This window comes from Oceanobacillus polygoni, assembly GCF_008304605.1.
GTDB lineage: Bacteria > Bacillota > Bacilli > Bacillales > Amphibacillaceae > Oceanobacillus > Oceanobacillus polygoni.
Map to the genome: position 1 here is coordinate 41,895 of NZ_PIJY01000057.1, position 17,410 is coordinate 59,304.

15 protein-coding genes are annotated in these 17,410 nt (G+C 35.7%); 13 read left to right on the plus strand and 2 right to left on the minus strand.

The annotated features are described in order from the left end of the window. Window positions 1–3: 3 nt before the first annotated feature. From F1560_RS21375 to F1560_RS21410, 8 genes are all read left to right on the plus strand, one after another. Window positions 4–666, plus strand: coding sequence for a hypothetical protein (locus tag F1560_RS21375; RefSeq protein WP_149476629.1), 663 nt, complete (start codon window positions 4–6; stop codon window positions 664–666). A 244-nt stretch (window positions 667–910) separates the two neighbouring features. Then, window positions 911–1,630: an ABC transporter ATP-binding protein gene (locus F1560_RS21380; protein WP_149476630.1), complete on the plus strand. Its 720-nt coding sequence runs from the start codon at window positions 911–913 to the stop codon at window positions 1,628–1,630. Further along, window positions 1,599–4,064, plus strand: coding sequence for an ABC transporter permease (locus tag F1560_RS21385; RefSeq protein ID WP_149476631.1), 2,466 nt, complete (start codon window positions 1,599–1,601; stop codon window positions 4,062–4,064). Before F1560_RS21380 ends, F1560_RS21385 begins: the two co-directional genes overlap by 32 nt. 5 nt (window positions 4,065–4,069) lie before the next feature. Further along, window positions 4,070–4,576, plus strand: coding sequence for a PadR family transcriptional regulator (locus tag F1560_RS21390; RefSeq protein WP_149476632.1), 507 nt, complete (start codon window positions 4,070–4,072; stop codon window positions 4,574–4,576). Window positions 4,577–5,247: 671 nt separating this feature from the next. Next, window positions 5,248–6,024 carry a class I SAM-dependent methyltransferase gene (locus F1560_RS21395; protein WP_149476633.1) on the plus strand — a complete coding sequence of 259 codons (777 nt, stop codon included), beginning with the start codon at window positions 5,248–5,250 and terminating at the stop codon, window positions 6,022–6,024. A 531-nt stretch (window positions 6,025–6,555) separates the two neighbouring features. Next, a complete protein-coding gene (locus F1560_RS21400; RefSeq protein WP_149476634.1) occupies window positions 6,556–7,224 on the plus strand; it encodes an MOSC domain-containing protein in 669 nt (222 codons plus the stop codon). 206 nt (window positions 7,225–7,430) lie between these two features. Then, entirely contained in the window at window positions 7,431–8,234 is an 804-nt protein-coding gene (locus F1560_RS21405) for a nucleotidyltransferase (RefSeq protein WP_149476635.1), read from the plus strand. Between the two features lie 176 nt (window positions 8,235–8,410). Continuing rightward, complete coding sequence (locus F1560_RS21410) at window positions 8,411–9,268, plus strand: AraC family transcriptional regulator (protein ID WP_149476636.1); 858 nt, start codon at window positions 8,411–8,413, stop codon at window positions 9,266–9,268. 161 nt (window positions 9,269–9,429) lie between these two features. Here the strand turns inward: F1560_RS21410 and F1560_RS21415 are convergent, their stop codons facing one another. Then, window positions 9,430–10,254 carry a DUF6612 family protein gene (locus F1560_RS21415; RefSeq protein ID WP_149476637.1) on the minus strand — a complete coding sequence of 275 codons (825 nt, stop codon included), beginning with the start codon at window positions 10,252–10,254 and terminating at the stop codon, window positions 9,430–9,432. 220 nt (window positions 10,255–10,474) lie between these two features. Between F1560_RS21415 and F1560_RS21420 the strand changes: the two genes are divergently transcribed. From F1560_RS21420 to ppsA, 4 genes are all read left to right on the plus strand, one after another. Next, complete coding sequence (locus tag F1560_RS21420) at window positions 10,475–10,780, plus strand: nucleotidyltransferase family protein (protein ID WP_149476638.1); 306 nt, start codon at window positions 10,475–10,477, stop codon at window positions 10,778–10,780. Next, window positions 10,764–11,105, plus strand: coding sequence for a HepT-like ribonuclease domain-containing protein (locus F1560_RS21425; RefSeq protein ID WP_149476639.1), 342 nt, complete (start codon window positions 10,764–10,766; stop codon window positions 11,103–11,105). The genes F1560_RS21420 and F1560_RS21425 overlap by 17 nt, the downstream gene beginning before the upstream one ends. Before the next feature lie 352 nt (window positions 11,106–11,457). Continuing rightward, window positions 11,458–12,339, plus strand: coding sequence for a YitT family protein (locus F1560_RS21430; protein ID WP_149476640.1), 882 nt, complete (start codon window positions 11,458–11,460; stop codon window positions 12,337–12,339). A 312-nt stretch (window positions 12,340–12,651) separates the two neighbouring features. Next, window positions 12,652–15,255 carry a phosphoenolpyruvate synthase gene (ppsA, locus tag F1560_RS21435; protein WP_149476641.1) on the plus strand — a complete coding sequence of 868 codons (2,604 nt, stop codon included), beginning with the start codon at window positions 12,652–12,654 and terminating at the stop codon, window positions 15,253–15,255. A 177-nt stretch (window positions 15,256–15,432) separates the two neighbouring features. Here ppsA and F1560_RS21440 read toward each other — a convergent pair whose 3' ends face one another. After that, entirely contained in the window at window positions 15,433–15,987 is a 555-nt protein-coding gene (locus F1560_RS21440) for a GNAT family N-acetyltransferase (RefSeq protein ID WP_149476642.1), read from the minus strand. Between the two features lie 190 nt (window positions 15,988–16,177). On the opposite strand from F1560_RS21440, the gene F1560_RS21445 reads away from it, so the two are divergent. After that, window positions 16,178–17,380, plus strand: coding sequence for an aminotransferase-like domain-containing protein (locus F1560_RS21445; protein ID WP_149476643.1), 1,203 nt, complete (start codon window positions 16,178–16,180; stop codon window positions 17,378–17,380). The last annotated feature ends 30 nt before the right edge of the window (window positions 17,381–17,410 follow it).

A 17,410-nucleotide genomic window follows, 5' to 3' on the forward strand; every position in this document is an offset into this window, starting at 1 on the left:
CTGATGCTTCGTTTTATTCGTCGTAGAAAACGTCGTTTGAAGATGAAAAAAGTTAAAGAGGGAGATGGTCATACATTAAAAGAGTACCGACTATGGAATATTTTCAGTCGCTCATTATTCCATATAGAAATAACTAATGATAAGAATGAGAAAACCAATTACGCTATAAGCTGTAAATATTTTGTAGAGGAGCCTAGAGCTGATTTATACCGCAATGGCAGACATATCGCCTACTCTAAGCTTCCAGCTGCTTTTCCAGTAGAAAATGGAGTAATTGAAATAGTAAACGGTGGGTATGGGATAAATCGGATTCATTATGATACGGATAAAGAAGGGACTTTTTCCGTATATCCAGATAAACGCTCAATCAGAGGCTTACGCATGTGGTTGCATAAACGATTTCCCCGAATTAGCTCGCTCATTGGGATGATTGCTATTGTAATCTTATTGACTTCAATAGCACTAAGTTTACCTCAACTAATAGAAAAGATTACTGAAATTCCGTGGGTTACTGAAAATATAGGTACATTCGTATCACCAATAACATTTTCGTTACAGATTAATATTTGGATGTGGGTTGCGGGTGCGGTAGCTGGAGTAGAACGAACTCTCATGCTTCGTAACCATTGGTTAATTGATATGGAAACAAGCTATTGGGATAGTTAATTTTCTATCGGTATAGTAGATACAGCTGCTTCAATCCTAGTGAATTATTTGGTTTGTAAGTTTTTTTGGTTAAACTATATTCTAAAGCAACAAAAACTTATAAATAGTACATACTAAGTATGCACTATTTATAAGTTTTTTTACGTAATAATAAATAATTTAGGCATTAATTGATTTATTAACTTCATTTTATTATATACTTAGTATATAATAAAATGAAGTTAGGGATAGGAGGAAGTAAAACATGATTAAAGTCAAGAATTTAAAAAAGGCGTTTATACAGGGGCAAGCAAGAACACAAGTGTTAAAAGGTGTTGATTTGCAAGTTGAAGAAGGGGAATTTGTAGCTATAATGGGGCCTAGTGGTTCTGGGAAAAGTACATTACTCCAACTTTTAGGTGGTCTTGATATACCAACTGAAGGGGATATATTAATAAACCAGAATAACTTGAGTGAGATGACGGAAAAAGAAAGAACGATATTCCGTAGAAAGTATATAGGGTTTATTTTTCAAAATTACCAGCTACTACCTACATTAAATGTAGAAGAAAACATAGCTTTTCCTCTACATGCAGATGGCAGTTTAACGATGGAAAAGCACCGGTTTATTTTAGAATTACTTGATTCTGTTGGATTGAAAGAGCTTGGTCGAAAACGTGCTAATTTACTTAGTGGTGGTCAACAACAACGAGTAGCTATAGCCAGAGCGCTTGTCAATACCCCCTCGGTATTATTAGCTGATGAACCAACGGGAAATTTAGATAGAAATAAAGCCGAAGAAATTCTCGGGTTAATATCAAGATTCAACCGAGAAAACAATCAAACAATTATAATGGTTACGCATGATATTTTCGCAGCTGGGTTTGCAGATCGCATTATTCTTTTTAAAGATGGTGTTATTGATCAAGTGATTTCCAGGAAGGATGATGATTATGCTAAATATGTGGCGAATTTCATGGCTTAACATAACACAAAATAAAAAACGTTTTTTCATTTCATTGCTTGGGATTATTTTAGGCATAGCGTTTGTAACATCTATGCTGATTGCAGACAAAACAACAAATGATGTTTTTGAATACTATGAACAAATGTATGTGGCAAATGCAGATTACTGGGTTCTAAGCGATGAACATACATACTCTGAAGATGTTGTTACGTCAGTTCTGACTAGTTCAGCTGTAACGGAAACATTGCTTGCGCTTGATAAACAAGCTTTCTTTGAGCTTGAGGGTGATCAATCCCTAAATCAAAGATCCGTACGAATTACAGGTGTGAATGATCAAAATAGTTCTTTGCTAAAACTTCCTGTTATTGAAGGAAGCTTAGACAATGAAGGATTGGTGATACCAGACGTTGTTGCAAATCTGTTAAATAAAGAGGTAGGAGATACAATTAGGTTTGCTGACTTGGGAGAAGCTAAGGTTTCCGCCATTGTTGAATACACACAGCTGCTTGCAAGTCCGAGTGACTGGGAAGGTGCTGAACAAAAGAGCTTCCGAATTATGGCACCACTTGATTTGTTAAGGGATTGGACTGGTATGGATAATGAGCTTTCATATGTAAGATTTCAAACAAATAATGAAGGAGAGAAACTTTTTCAATCACTCCAGGAAGAATTTCGTAATTCAAATGTATATGTGCAACCAGTTGTCGCGGATGACCGACAAAGTAACGACATTGGAGGACTTTATACATTCTTTTACCTAATTGCTGGGTTATCCATGTTTATCAGCGGGTTTATTGTTTTTAACATGATTTATACAAGTGTGATGGAGAGAAAAAAGGAATTTGCGATAATGAAGAGTTTTGGTTATCTTCAACGTTCTGTTTCTAGACTTATCCTTATTGAAGTAATACTTTTGGCATTAATAGGTGCAGCTATTGGGGTACCCATAGGAGTTTGGCTTGGAGATATGTTCATGCAAACTTTACTTAGTGTGTTTGAATTTGACATGGTTTACACATTAAATTGGCAGATACCTATATTAACAGCTGTAGTAATCGGAGTTTTATTTCCTGTTGTCTTTTCTTTATTTCCTATTTATAATGCGGGTAAAACCTCTGTGTTATTGACGTTAAAAATGGCAGATCAAACGCATTCATCGAAGAGCCGATACATATTTAGGGCTGTTCTGGGAGCTGGATTGCTAATCTTTGCATTTATCGATCATCCGGTCTCTTATTTAGCTATTTTAGCAAGTATCATTTTGTTGTTTCCATTTTTGTTACTGGGTGTGAATCGGATATTTAAACCTATTTTGAAGCTATTCTTTGGCTATTCTGGTAGTCTGGCAGCTAAAAACCTGACACAACAATTAAATCGAAATGCCAATACTTCCGCTATTCTTGCCGTTGGGATAGCAGTGATATTATTACTAAGTGCTGTTATAGAATCTGCTCCTGAAGGTTATGAAAATGAAATCAGGAATACGTATGGAGGCGACCTAAGAGTTACATCAGAAGCGGCTTGGTCTAATCAGGATAAAGCAAAACTGCTAGCATATGATTCTATTGCAAATGTTGAGCCTTTAACGGAAGCTACGCCAATTACATGGGAAACAATAGATGGAGAGAAGAGACAGTTTTCCATTTTTGCTGTAGATAAAGAAGGACCCATTTTATTTGATCGTTCTGAAAAGGAGAAATCCTATAATGAGCTAACAAAGGAACCATCTATTCTCCTTGGTGAAAGAGCATTTGACGAATGGGGCGGAAATGTGGGGGAATATATTTACATTAATACACCTTCAGGTAAACAACAATTTGAAGTCCTTGATGTTGTAAAAACATCGAATTACTCAGGCTATGTTGCATTTATGGATGAACATCATTTAAATAATGAATTTGGTTGGGCGAATAGTTTTGACATGCTACTAACTTTAAATGACGGATATACGGGTGAACAATTACGGGATCAGCTGTGGCTAGATTACAGCAACCATCTCTCAAAAGTTGAAACTGTAGAAGATGAAATTAAATCAACTACCTCAGCATTAACCGGTATGAACGAGTTAATTCTAATCATGTTAGTTTTAATCATTGGGCTAGCGAGCATTGGTACAGCTAACACTTTATTAATGAACACATTGGAGCGCACCTCTGAGATAGGGACAATTCGAGCGCTTGGTCTTACAAAACAGCAAGTTAAAAAGATGATAATTGGAGAAGGTTTGCTTATAGGATTATCAGGGGTTATTGGTGGTATAATTTCAGGTATGGTTTTACTTTATGTCACTAGCCAATCAAAACTTTTGGCAGGGTTTATATCTTTTCAAATACCTTTAGGCAATATTATCCTGGCACTGATTGCTGGTGTTTCTCTTAGCCTCTTTGCTTCTTGGATTTCTAGTGCTACGGCGAGTAAAATAAGTATTATATCATCACTTAAAGAAGGTTGAGCATTATGTCGGTTAAATACGGAATATTAACATTGCTATATTTACAAAAAAATCATGGATATGATTTAAAATTAGAGCTAGAGTCTCTTCTAGGAACCAAAGGGAAAATTAACCCCGGCCAAATTTATACGACGCTGGATCGTCTAATCCGTGATCTACTTGTCTCATCTGTAGGAATGGATGACCAAGAAAGAAAACTTTATGAAATAACTACGGAAGGAAAAAATGAGCTGGAAAATTGGCTGCTGGAACTTGTACCCTATCATTCTACAAAAGATGACTTTCACTTTAAATGGAGCTGTGCTCGTAAGATTGGTTTCGAACAGGAAAAAAAAATGCTTGATCAACAAAAAGCAACGATAATGAAAGATGTTATGGAATTGACAAAGTTAAAAACGGAATTTCTCCTTCGAGGTGACGAGAATAGATATTTATTAATTAGTGGTACCCTCTTGCATTTAGAAGCAGATTTAAACTGGATTCATCAAGTTGAAAACCGAAATCGGTCCTAATTTTAGGCGAAGGTTTTCTCTTTCTAAAATCCTTGCTACTATTTCAAAAAGAAGTCGGTCTTGAACAATTTTTTCAAAACCGACTTCTTTTTATTTAACACAAAATGTGTATTCGCGAAGTATTTTTGATCAAACATTATTACAAAGCAACATAGATTTAAAATAAGGTCGCGATGTTTTAAAAAAGCTTCGAAGCCATCCACCTTTGAATAAGCTGATCGATGAGTTAGTAAAAGGAAAAGTGATGGAGAAGATTTTGTGGAAATAATAATGAAAGACGAAGAAAAACTGATTCTGTATATAAATTATAAAAGAGTCGGTGTTTTTGTTTAATCTAAAATAGCTATGAGGATTCAAACGAAAAGCAGTTAAAATAGTTTTAGAAGTTGAAGATGTAAATGATGTTTATCATAAAGTATTTGCAAATGGGTATCCCATCCAGACGGAATTGACTAAACAGGCCTAGGCAATGATTTATTTTAGAGTAGTTGATCCAGGCGGATGTTATTTAAGAGTAACATCAAGCAATTGATTGCAGTTAGTTTGCACAAAAGCAATAAGGTAAATTTATCATTTCATATTAGATATTGGTATTTTAAATTATGTTTACTGTTAGGTAAGATTAGAGAGAAGTTATTTACTTACCAAAATCCTGAGATGAGGGATGCAAATTGGGAATTGACTTTCATAATAAGAAAAACCAAACAACATATACCACTCGAGATGCTGATATGACATGGATGGGGGCAATAAAGAAACTTGTGCCTATTGAAAATATTTCAAGTGCTTTAGATGTTGGCTGTGGCGGAGGAATCTATTCAAAGGCTTTATCGGAAATAGGTGTGGGTTCTGTTACGGCTGTCGATTTTTCGGAAGCAATACTGAAAAGTGCAAGAAGCAATTGTAGTGAATACGAAAATATTATATTTAAACATGGAAATGCTTTAGAAACTGGTTTAGATAGTGAAAGTTATGATTTGTTACTTGAAAGAGCATTGATTCATCATATTGAAGATTTAAGAGCCTGTTTTAAAGAAGGTTATAGAGTATTAAAGAACGAAGGTATTTATATCATGCAAGACCGTACACCTGAAGATTGCGTATTAGAAGGTAATGATAGTCATATTAGAGGGTATTTTACTGAGCTTTTTCCAAAATTAATTGAAAAAGAAACCGTTCGCAGACATAAGAGTCAAATTGTAACCGAAACGTTGAAGGAAATCGGTTTTAAAGAAATTCAAGAAGTTAAGTTATGGGAAACGCGAAAAGTGTATGAAAACAAAAAGCAATTATTAAAAGACTTAAGTGAACGAACAGGAAGAAGTATTTTACACGAATTAAACGATAACGAATTGAAACTACTAATAAAACATATAGATGCTTCAATTTCAATAGATAAAGATATAGTCGAGAAAGATAGATGGACCATTTGGAAAGCAGTTAAATAGTTGATGGATTTATTTTATGAAAGTGTACTTAAAGGATAGGGTGCTTTAATAGAGCGATTAAAAAGCCTAACTTCTCAATTTTAATATCGAGGAATTAGGCTTGTTAATATTGGAATTTCCTTAAGACTGTAATCCGTATTTTCCTGACACATATCCTAATTTCTTTAGTACAAGGTCATCTACATTAAATGAACATATAGAAGTGAATAACTGTATAATCTTAACTAAACATGAAGTTATTACTTTCCAAACCCGATTGTTGAAGATTCAAGTTCCATCGAATCCAATTTTATTAGATATATCTCACCGCTGGTTCTCATAGATTTGATAATCGAGGGTAATTTTTTACCTTAATCAGTTAGAGTGCTGGGAGGGAAAACAAGTGAAGCTAGTTAAGTAATCGTAAGCCGTCTGAAAAGAAAAGAGTCCTCCCTCATTAGGATATCATTGAGATTGTTGCTAACAAGTCTCGCAAACCCTGACGTAAAATCGAGTAAATATAATTAAGCATACGGAAAGAAGGGGCTATTAATGATCGGCACAGAAACAATAGAAATAAAACACCTTTCAATAGGATTACCGAAAAAAATGAAGTATGGAAATGGGAAGGAAATCAATACTGGAATTCGTAAACAGACAACGGAAGAAGCTTTTCTAACAAAAGATGGCTTTAAGGGTGATGGGGTTAGCGACTTAAATAATCATGGTGGTCTAGATCGAGCTGTCTGTGTTTATCCATATGAACATTATTTACTTTGGGAAAAAGAATTTGGAAATCCTTTACAACCTGCCACTTTCGGTGAAAATTTAACCGTAACAAATATGTTAGAAAAAGCTGTTTGTGTGGGTGATATTTTCCGTCTTGGAGAAGCTGTTATACAAGTTACGCAAGGTAGAGTGCCATGTAGCACCATTACAAAGAGAACGAGTAATTCTGCCCTTCTAAAAAGGATGGTACAAACTGGTTTTACCGGCTACCTATGTCGTGTTTTAGAAGAAGGTGTTGTCCGAAAAGATTCTAATATGACATTACTGGAATCACATCCAAGAAAAGTATCCATTTTATATGGCAATGAGATTTATTTTCATAAGCAAAAGGATATCGAAGGCATAAAAAAGGTATTAGCTGTTGAAGAACTAGCTGACAAGTGGAGAGAAGTGTTGATGGATCGGTTAAGTAAGCTTAGTATCCTTCCCTAATTTTCTTCATTCATAGCTAGATATTAAGATAAATCCATTAATACGAAGGACCAGGTTAGCGATTTTGAAGTGTATCCGTAATTGTGTTATTATGTTTTGGATTCCAATATGGAAGGGGCATTAATATGTGCTGTTCATGTTTTCCAGTAATAAAAGATAACTCTATCATTCAATATTAAAATTAATATAGATAGAGGGGATACAAATTGTTATTTCAACAAGAATTAATTAATCGTGTAACAAAAAATTGTAACAAAGATTTGTATATCGTTTCTGCAATGATGTATGGTTCTTTTACCACAGGTGAAGGTGATATATATTCAGATGTGGAATTTTATATCTTCATTAAAGATAGCTTTTTCAAGGAATTTGATTCAAATGAATGGATATCTAATTTATGTGCAACCGACTTAATCTATTTTAATGAATATGGAACGCAAGTAGCTATCTTTGGTAACCTTATACGCGGGGAATTTCATTTTCTTCCACAATCAAGAATGAACGTTATAAAGGAGTTTAAGCCAACGGGGGTATTTCCTAATGCAGAAAAGATGTTCATTTACGATTCAACTAACCAATTATACGCTTTATTAGATTATCTTAGCGGAGAAGGTCCAGATAGAAAAACAAATGAAAATGTTAATTCGTCTTTTAATGGCTTCGTAAATTACTGGATTTTTGGTGTAAATGTATTAAAACGAGGAGAATACGCTCGGTCTTTAGAAATTCTTTCTCACGTCCAAAAACAAGTTTTACAAGCAATAAGGATTAAAGACGATTCTGTAGAGCATTGGCTGAACAGTACAAAAAATCTTGAGTCTGACTTAAAAAAAAGCTCTTATGAAAGCTACAAGTCCATTACAGCTAATCTCGAACAAACAAACCTTGCCAAGGCATACTATAACGCATTAGTATTGATGGAGAAGTTATATTTTAATGTATCTTCTTCATATGAGATTGATGTCAGCAGAAAGCTGTTAGCTAAGATGTACACTCATATAAACGAATAAATGAATATAAGGAAAGAGATACTCGATTTAAGAGTATCTCTTTTCTGTAGAAGTTGCTTCTTGAACGGCGGCTTTAGTATATAGCAAAGTGAAGAGATAAATCTGTCCAAACAGAGCACAAATTAACAGGAATTGCGTTCACATTATACGTATTATATTTTTAGGAGTTGAAGCATATGGCATTGGTGGAATCATTGCAAAAGGCAATAGACTACATGGAAGAACATTTACTAGATAATCTAACGATTGAGGAGATATCTAAACATGCAAATGTATCTCCTTTTCACTTTCAACGTACGTTTATGATTTTGACAGATTTATCTGTCGGAGACTATCTTCGAAGACGTCGTTTAACCTTGGCAGCACAAGAGTTAACCAGCACTGGTAGCAAAATTATCGACCTTGCTTATACATATGGCTACGAAACTCCCGAAGCTTTCTCAAAGGCTTTTCGTAAACAGCATGGTATTACTCCGAGTGAAGCGCGAAAAGGGATTGGGAAGCTGCAATCTTATAACCGCCTGACTATACAGGTAAATTTGAAAGGAGCAGAACCGATGAATTATAAAATTATTGAAAGAGATGCTTTCCAAGTAATTGGAGTAAAACGTGAATGTCCATGTGGTGTTGAAACAGAAGGTCCCGGTATCCCAGAATTTTGGGGTGAAGTCAATGAAAATGGAACAGTCAACAAGCTGATACAATTTATCAACGGAGAAATTAAGGGTCTATTAGGAATGACTGACAATTATAATGCTGATAAAAATACAATTGATTATTGGGTTGCTGCGGAGCATGTTGGAGACGTGCCAGAAGGATTATCTAGCTATGAATTCCCCGCATCCAAATGGGTCATTTTTGAAGTGCATGGACCTGCTCCAACGGCAATGGTCAGTGCTTGGAAACGAATTTATTCAGAATGGATCCCATCTAATGGCTATGAGATAGCTGAGCTTCCAGCCATAGAAGCTTATATAGATTCTGATGTCCATAGTCCAAATTCATTGAATGAAATATGGCTTGCGGTAAAATAGAGCTTTGTACTTTACGCTAAATAAGCGTGTTATCCTATGCATGGTAAGTGTATTAATCGCAATTGTTGAAGAGAAGACAGATGTTACTGTAACAATGGCCAGTTATCTTTATTGAGAAGAAGATAACTGGCCAATAAGACCATCAAATTAATCGAGAACGTTTATTCATTATTTTTAATATACTGCTCGACTCCGGTTGGAACAAAAAAGTGTTCCTCTTCAAATATATTAATCCCTTCAAAATAGAAAGCCATGGTTTCAAAAAGGTCTATAACTTCTCCCTCGAAATCTACTGTACCATACATTTCTGTAGCAAAATCGATGAGATGACCCGTATCCTTCTCGAGCTTTACCGAAACTGAAAACGCCTCGACAGAAGCTTGCTCCTCGGCTGTATCAACGAAATTATCTTGAGTAAGTAATTCATGATAGATGTTAGAATCTCCGCTTAAGATTAATTCATAATACGCTGTGTCATATGTATCATCCTCGTCAACATCGTTCACAATTAATTCATCTATATGCTCAAGTAAAATATCATAATTGATGAAAGAAGTGGTACTCTTATAATCTGCGGTGATTTCCTCGTGATCCGTGTCAGAAAGTCTTTGCCAATCCTCATTCTCAGTGTTTGGATTCTCTGTATAATAGGTAGCATCTTTATTAGAATACATGGCAAATTCCGTTTCTTGGCCTAATGTGGCCATCGATACATGTAAACTAGAAGAAAGCGGATCAACTATTAAGCTATTATCAACTTGTACTGTGGTTTCCTCATTGATTGAATCGCCTGTAAATTGTTGGGTTATTACCGTTATTGTCCTCATGCTTTGGATTTCCTCCGCAGCAGCTTGAGCCTTTTCTATAATGTCGTTTTTTTCATTAGGATCCTCAATAGGTGTCGTGTTATAGCTTTCGGTATCTTCTTTTGCGGAACAAGATGAAGCGATAACTAGAAATAACAAAATGAAACATACTTTTTTCATTTTAAAGAAATACCCCCCCATGAATGGAAACTGTGAATTTTAGACTTATAATAATAAATGTATTAAACGGAAATCGCCTTGATGCTATTATTGCATGAAAGATGTTTATAGCAAAATAAAAGTGCAGCCTACGTGGTTTTTCTTTGCTCCAGAGAATAAATTTAAGGAGTAATGTTATAATGAATATAAATAACCAATCTCGGGAAATGGCGGTGATGATATGTTATCTCAACAAGAAATCCTTGGTGAATTGTCAAAAAACTTGAATACATGGAAAGAAAAATATGGTGTTAAGCGAATTGGCTTGTTCGGTTCGTACAGCCGTGATGAGCAAAAAGAATCCAGCGACATTGATGTGGTAGTAGAATTTAATGATTCGGACTTGTCTTTTGATAATTACATGGATCTAAAATTCAACCTTGAGGATCATTTTCAGAAGCCGGTAGATTTAGTCATATTAGATGATATTAGACCCGCTTTAAAATCCAGTATTTTAAGGGAGGCTATATATGCAAAGGGAGCCTAGAGTTTTTTTAGAGGATATCATATCGGCTGCAGTTAAAGTGGAAAAATTCACTAGAGGAGTATCCTATGACGATTTTCTAGATAATGATTTAGTTTCCGACGCGGTCATTAAGAACATTTTGGTAATCGGCGAAGCATCCAAAAACATTCCAGTAGAAATCCGAATAATGAATCCTCAAATTGAGTGGAGAAAGATGGCTGGAATGAGAGACATGATGATTCATGGTTATTTTTCTATTAATTATCGGATTGTTTGGGATGTAGTGCAAAACAAAATTCCTACACTTAGACAACAAGTAGAGCAACTTTTAAAAGAAATGAATTAACTTTTTAACATTACTGAACTAAAAGAACTGGAACCAATTAGGGTCCAGTCTTTTCTTTTTTTTATAGTGGATTATATAGCTTATCCAGATTGTGTTCAATAAATAAATACGTCAGTTTTTCCTCGATATTTCTTCGTCTATTTTCGTTTTCAAATAGTTACATTTCATAATCTTCTCGTCTGTTGTAGGGAAGAACATAGATAAATTGCATAAAAGGAAAATAGGTTTAGAGACTTACGGTGAGAAAAAGAAAGTTACCGGGGGACAAAATAATACCGATAAAATAAAAATTATGATTAAATAAAGAAATGCAAAGATAAAAAAGGAAAATAGTTTGGGAAGAGGAAAGTAAATGAATACAAATACAAACACAGAGCAAAAAGGAACCATCATATTTAAAAAGGTATTACGTGCATTAGCAGTTGCTATAGGGGCTTTTATAACTGCATATGGTCTAGAATCGGTACTCATTCCAAACAATGTGTCAGACGGAGGTGTGACGGGTTTAAGTATAGTTGGTTCACAACTATTCGGAATCCCTCTTGGAGCTCTAATTGCAGTATTAAATATACCATTCATATTTTTAGGGTATAAACAAATCGGGAAAAGTTTTGCGATTTACTCTGTTATTGGTATTGCTACGCTAGCATTTGGGACAAGCATTATGCACCATATACCAATTATAGTTCAAGGAGATACATTGTTAGTCACTGTTGTTGGTGGTATTATCATTGGCTTCGGTATGGGTTTAGCATTACGAAATGGCGGCGCATTAGATGGTATTGATATGTTAGCAGTCTTACTTTCTCGAAAATTGCCATTTGGAACAAGTGACCTTATCCTATTTTTAAATTTATTTGTTTTTATAGTCGTTTCAACAGTTTTCGGATTACAAGGAGCTTTCTTATCAGGAATTGCTTATTTTATTGCATCTAAAGTAATTCATATTGTTGAAGAAGGGTTAAGTGGTTCTAAAACCTATAAAATTATCACTAGTCAACCGGATTTAATGGTAGAAACTATACGTGATCGTTTAGGTCGCAGTGCAACCTATAGTCTAGTTGAAGGCGGTTATACAAATGAGAAATTTAAAGAGATAACTTGTATTATTAACCGTTTAGAGGATAGTAAAATGAAAGAAATTATTAACGAAATTGATAAACATGCTTTTATTGCTGTGTATGATGTAGCAGAAGTTAAAGGTGGTAGCTTCAAGAAAAAAGACATTCATTAATATAGGTCTTTGTTTTCAAGATTAATACAAATTCAGGCTGGATCCTTTAATGGGTTTAGCCTTTTTATGCATTCAAATAATTCAATCTCTTGCTTGATTTAGCTTTCTTGCTGAATGAATTAAAAATCCTATTTATTATGGTGTAAAAGGTGTATGAGCTGAATTTCGAGGTGGCGCATATCGAGGCATCAGTTAGAGGTCTTGCTCTTCCTAATTAAATTATAGCATATAAAAAAAGGTAATTATAGACTGTTTCTTCTTATATACTACTGCTAAAATCAATAGAACAATACTGGTTAGGAGAGATGTGGAATGAGCTCTTTGGTTCTCGGTTTTCAGGAAATGGAGAAAACACAGCTTTTGCTTGTAGGCGGAAAAGGATTGAATTTAGGTGAATTATCAAAAATCCAAGGAATACAAGTTCCAGAAGGTTTTTGTGTTACAACGGCAGGATACCAAAAAGCCATTGAACAAAATGAAGCGTTTCGAGCATTGTTGGGTCAACTAACGACGTTAAACGTAGAGGAACGCCATCAAATTAGTGAAATCAGCAGCAAGATTCGGCAAATTATGATGGACGTAGATATTCCTTCTGATGTTGTAAGCGCAGTTGCTGATTCTCTTTCCGAATTTGGTGAGAACCACGCTTATGCAGTGCGCTCTAGTGCGACCGCTGAAGACTTGCCACATGCCTCTTTTGCTGGGCAACAAGATACCTATCTAAACATTAAAGGAATCCATTCGATCTTACAGCATATTAGTAAGTGCTGGGCTTCACTGTTTACGGATCGAGCAGTGATTTACCGAATGAAAAATGGATTTGACCAAAGTAAAGTTTCTTTATCCGTTATTATCCAAAGGATGGTTTTCCCTCAGGGTTCTGGGATTTTGTTTACTGCTGATCCGATTACCTCTAACCGAAAGATATTATCAATCGATGCCAGTTTTGGACTTGGAGAAGCATTGGTCTCTGGGCTGGTATCTCCTGATAATTATAAGGTACAGGAAGAAAAAATCGTCGAAAAGATGATAGGATCTAAGAACATGGCTATCTATGGCCAAGAGGAAGGAGGAACTGAGACACAGCAGATTGATCCTGATCAGCAGAAGTCACAAACACTAACAGACCAACAAATTTTACAATTAGCACGTATAGGAAGAAAGATTGAAGCTCATTTTGGTAGTCCGCAAGACATCGAGTGGTGTTTGGCAGAGGATACATTTTATATTGTCCAGAGTCGTCCAATCACAACTCTGTATCCCATCCCTGAAGCAGGTGAGACTCAAGAAAACCAAGTCTATGTATCTGTCGGGCATCAACAAATGATGACAGACCCTATGAAACCATTGGGATTGTCCCTTTTCCTGTTAACAACACCTGCACCCATGCGTAAAGCTGGTGGAAGGTTGTTTGTTGACGTAACACCTATGTTGGCTTCACCTGCCAGTAGAAAAATGATAATAGATAACTTAGGAAAATCTGACCCGCTCATAAAAGACGCACTTATGACCATAGTAGATCGAGAAGATTTTATAAAAACGTCCCTAGATGCTGAAAAAAATCTGAGTTTTGACAAACCTAATGCTCCCTCTGATACTCAAGCACAAATCGGAAACGATCCAACAATCGTTTCGGAATTGATTAAAAAAAGCCAGTTATCGCTAGAAGAGCTGAAGCAAAACATCCAGACAAAATCAGGTGCGGATTTATTTGGTTTTATTCTGGAAGATATCCAGGAACTGAGAAGGGTTTTATTTGAAGGTATGAGTGTGATTATAGCTGCACAGGATGCCACAACATGGATTAATGAAAAAATGAACGAGTGGTTAGGAGAAATAAACGCAGCGGATACACTTTCTCAATCCGTACCAAATAATATTACTTCAGAAATGGGTCTCGCATTATTGGATGTCGCAGATGCGATTCGTCCTTATCCAGAAGTAATTGATTACTTACGACATGTAAAGAATGATAACTTTTTGGATGAACTGATTAACGTTGAAGGAGGACAAAAAGCCAAAGACGTAATAACAGCTTATCTTAACAAATATGGCATGAGATGTGCCGGAGAAATTGATATAACCAGAAGTCGATGGAGCGAAAAACCAACTACACTTATCCCTATGATTTTAGGGAATATCAAAAACTTTGAGCCGAATGCTAGTCAGAAGAAATTTGAGCAAGGGCGAAAAGAGGCTTTGGAAAAAGAACAAGCGTTATTAGAACGATTGAAGCAACTGCCGAACGGAGAACACAAAGCTAAAGAGACGAAACGAAATATCGATCTAATTCGTAATTTCAGCGGGTTTAGGGAATATCCTAAATACGGTATGATTAACCGCTATTTTGTTTATAAGCAGGCATTGCGGAAAGAAGCGGAACAACTCGTACAAGCGGGGGTTATTCAGGGAGAAGAAGATATATACTATCTCACTTTTGAAGAACTTGAAGAAGCCGTCCTTACAAATAAACTGGATTATCAATTCATCGACAAGCGAAAAGAAGCATACAAATTATATGAAAAATTAACTCCGCCACGTGTTATTACTTCTGATGGTGAAATCGTTGCAGGTGAATACAAGCGTGAAAATCTCCCGGATGAAGCTATTGTTGGCCTGCCAGTTTCCTCAGGAGTTATCGAGGGGCGAGCACGTGTCATTTTAAACATGGAAGATGCTGACTTAGAAGAAGGAGATATATTAGTCACATCCTTTACGGACCCTAGCTGGACACCGTTATTTGTATCCATAAAAGGTCTAGTCACTGAAGTTGGTGGGCTGATGACCCATGGAGCGGTTGTCGCACGTGAATATGGCTTGCCAGCAGTTGTGGGAGTAGAAAATGCTACGAAATTGATAAAAGATGGCCAACGAATTCTTGTTAATGGAACGGAAGGGTATATTCAAATATTGTAATTGCTAATATGTTCAGATTATCGTCAGAGTGGGTGGCAAATCTAGGGTAAATAAAAGATCATTATGCATGTGTCTCCAGCTTCACATAGAAAGAATCCGTTTTGATTTTTCTCTTTTTCAAAACGGATTCTTTTGATTTAAACACTGTAAAGAAAAGGGTGGGGTGTACGAAATGTTTTATTCTTCTATAGGGTTTTTTGGTCCGCCAAGTTCTAATTGATAAAAGGCCAAGTCAATCCATTTATTGAATTTAAAACCTGCCTTTTCTATTGTACCTGAATGAACAAAACCAAAGCTTTTATGCATGGCAATGCTTTTTTCATTTGCTGCATCAATTCCAGCGACCAAGGTCATATATTCTCTTTCTTTGGCAATAGTGATTAATTCCTTCATCAAGGAAGTCCCAATTCCTTTTTTTCGGTATTCCTTATTTACATAAACGGAATGTTCAATTGTATATTTATAAGCCGGCCATGCTCTAAAAGAACCGAATGTTGCAAAACCAGCCACTTTATTATCTTGTTCGGACACTAATATTGGATAACCTTCATCCATCTTTTGTTTATACCATTGTTGTCTGCTTTCAAGCGTCTGGGGTTTATAGGCGTATACAGCAGTAGAATGAAGAATGGCATCATTATAGATATGTAAAATGTCCATTAGATCTTTTGGAGTTGCTTTCCTGATCATATTGTTCTTCCTCTCGTAATAAATGTTTTCTTCTTTGTTTATTTTAGAACGATTTGTACTAAACGTAAAACCTGATAATAATGTAAAATTTTGTAAACAAACAGAAAGGCGCCAAATATTGTCTGATATGACTGAAAGTTCGATTTTCTGTTAAAATAAAGATAGCTATTAAACTATTAAGATAATTGTTTGAATATAAGAGATAGCAAAAAATAAAAAGGAATGTTTATAAATGAAAAGTAAATTTGCTAAGAGAGCTCATTTCGTTAAGTCTTCGGAAACACGTGAAATTTTGAAAATAACAGAAAGGCCAGAAGTAATCTCCTTTGCGGGAGGACTGCCGGCTCCAGAGTTGTTTCCACTAGAAGCTCTTAAGGATGCGTGTAATGCTGTGTTGAATGAAGAGGGAGCGGCTTCTCTTCAATATAGTACGACAGAGGGGTATGTTCCATTAAGAGAGGCTATTAATCGAAGAATGAAAACTGTCGGAATTAACGCTGCTATTGGCAATATCCTTATCACATCGGGATCCCAGCAAGCAATCGACCTTACTGGAAGGTTATTTATCGATGAGGGAGACACGATTATTTGTGAAAGTCCAACCTACCTTGCAGCAATTAATACATTCAAGTCATACAATGCCAACTTTGTTGAAGTAGCGATGGATGAGGATGGAATGGTTATGGAAGAGCTAGAGGAACAGCTGCAGGAGCATCCTAACACGAAATTTATCTATACGATTCCAGACTTCCAAAACCCTACAGGTCGCACATTAAAGCTGGAAAGACGAAAAAGAATGATTGAGCTTGCTAATCAATATGATGTACTGATTGTAGAAGATAACCCTTATGGAGCTATAAGATTTGCTGGAGAGGAACTTCCACCAGTAAAACATTTTGATACGGAAGGTAGAGTAATTTATTTAAGTACTTTCTCCAAAATATTTACTCCTGGCCTTCGACTTGGATGGATTTGTGCAGACCAAGCTTTCATTGATAAGTATGTTACGTTTAAGCAAACAGCTGACTTACATACGGACAGCTTTGCGCAAAGAATTACAGCCAAGTATATGGAACTTTACGATATGGAAGAGCACATTAATAAAATCAAAGCTGTTTATAAAGAAAGGTGCACAGCAATGTTAGCGTGTATTGAAGAATTTTTTCCAAAGAATTTGTCTTACAGTAAGCCAGAAGGTGGATTATTTATTTGGGTAGAACTTCCTGAAGACGTTGATGCAACGCATATATTTACGGAGTGTTTGAAAAACAATGTTGCCTGTGTTCCTGGAACGCCATTTTTCCCGAATGGTACACAAACAAATACATTTCGTTTGAATTTCTCCAATATGTCGATAGAGAAGATTACGGAAGGTATGAAGCGTATGGGGGAAGTGTTATACCGTGAGTTAGAAAAAGAAAAAGCTCTTTTATAATTTATATACGTGCAACTAAGGTTGTCATCA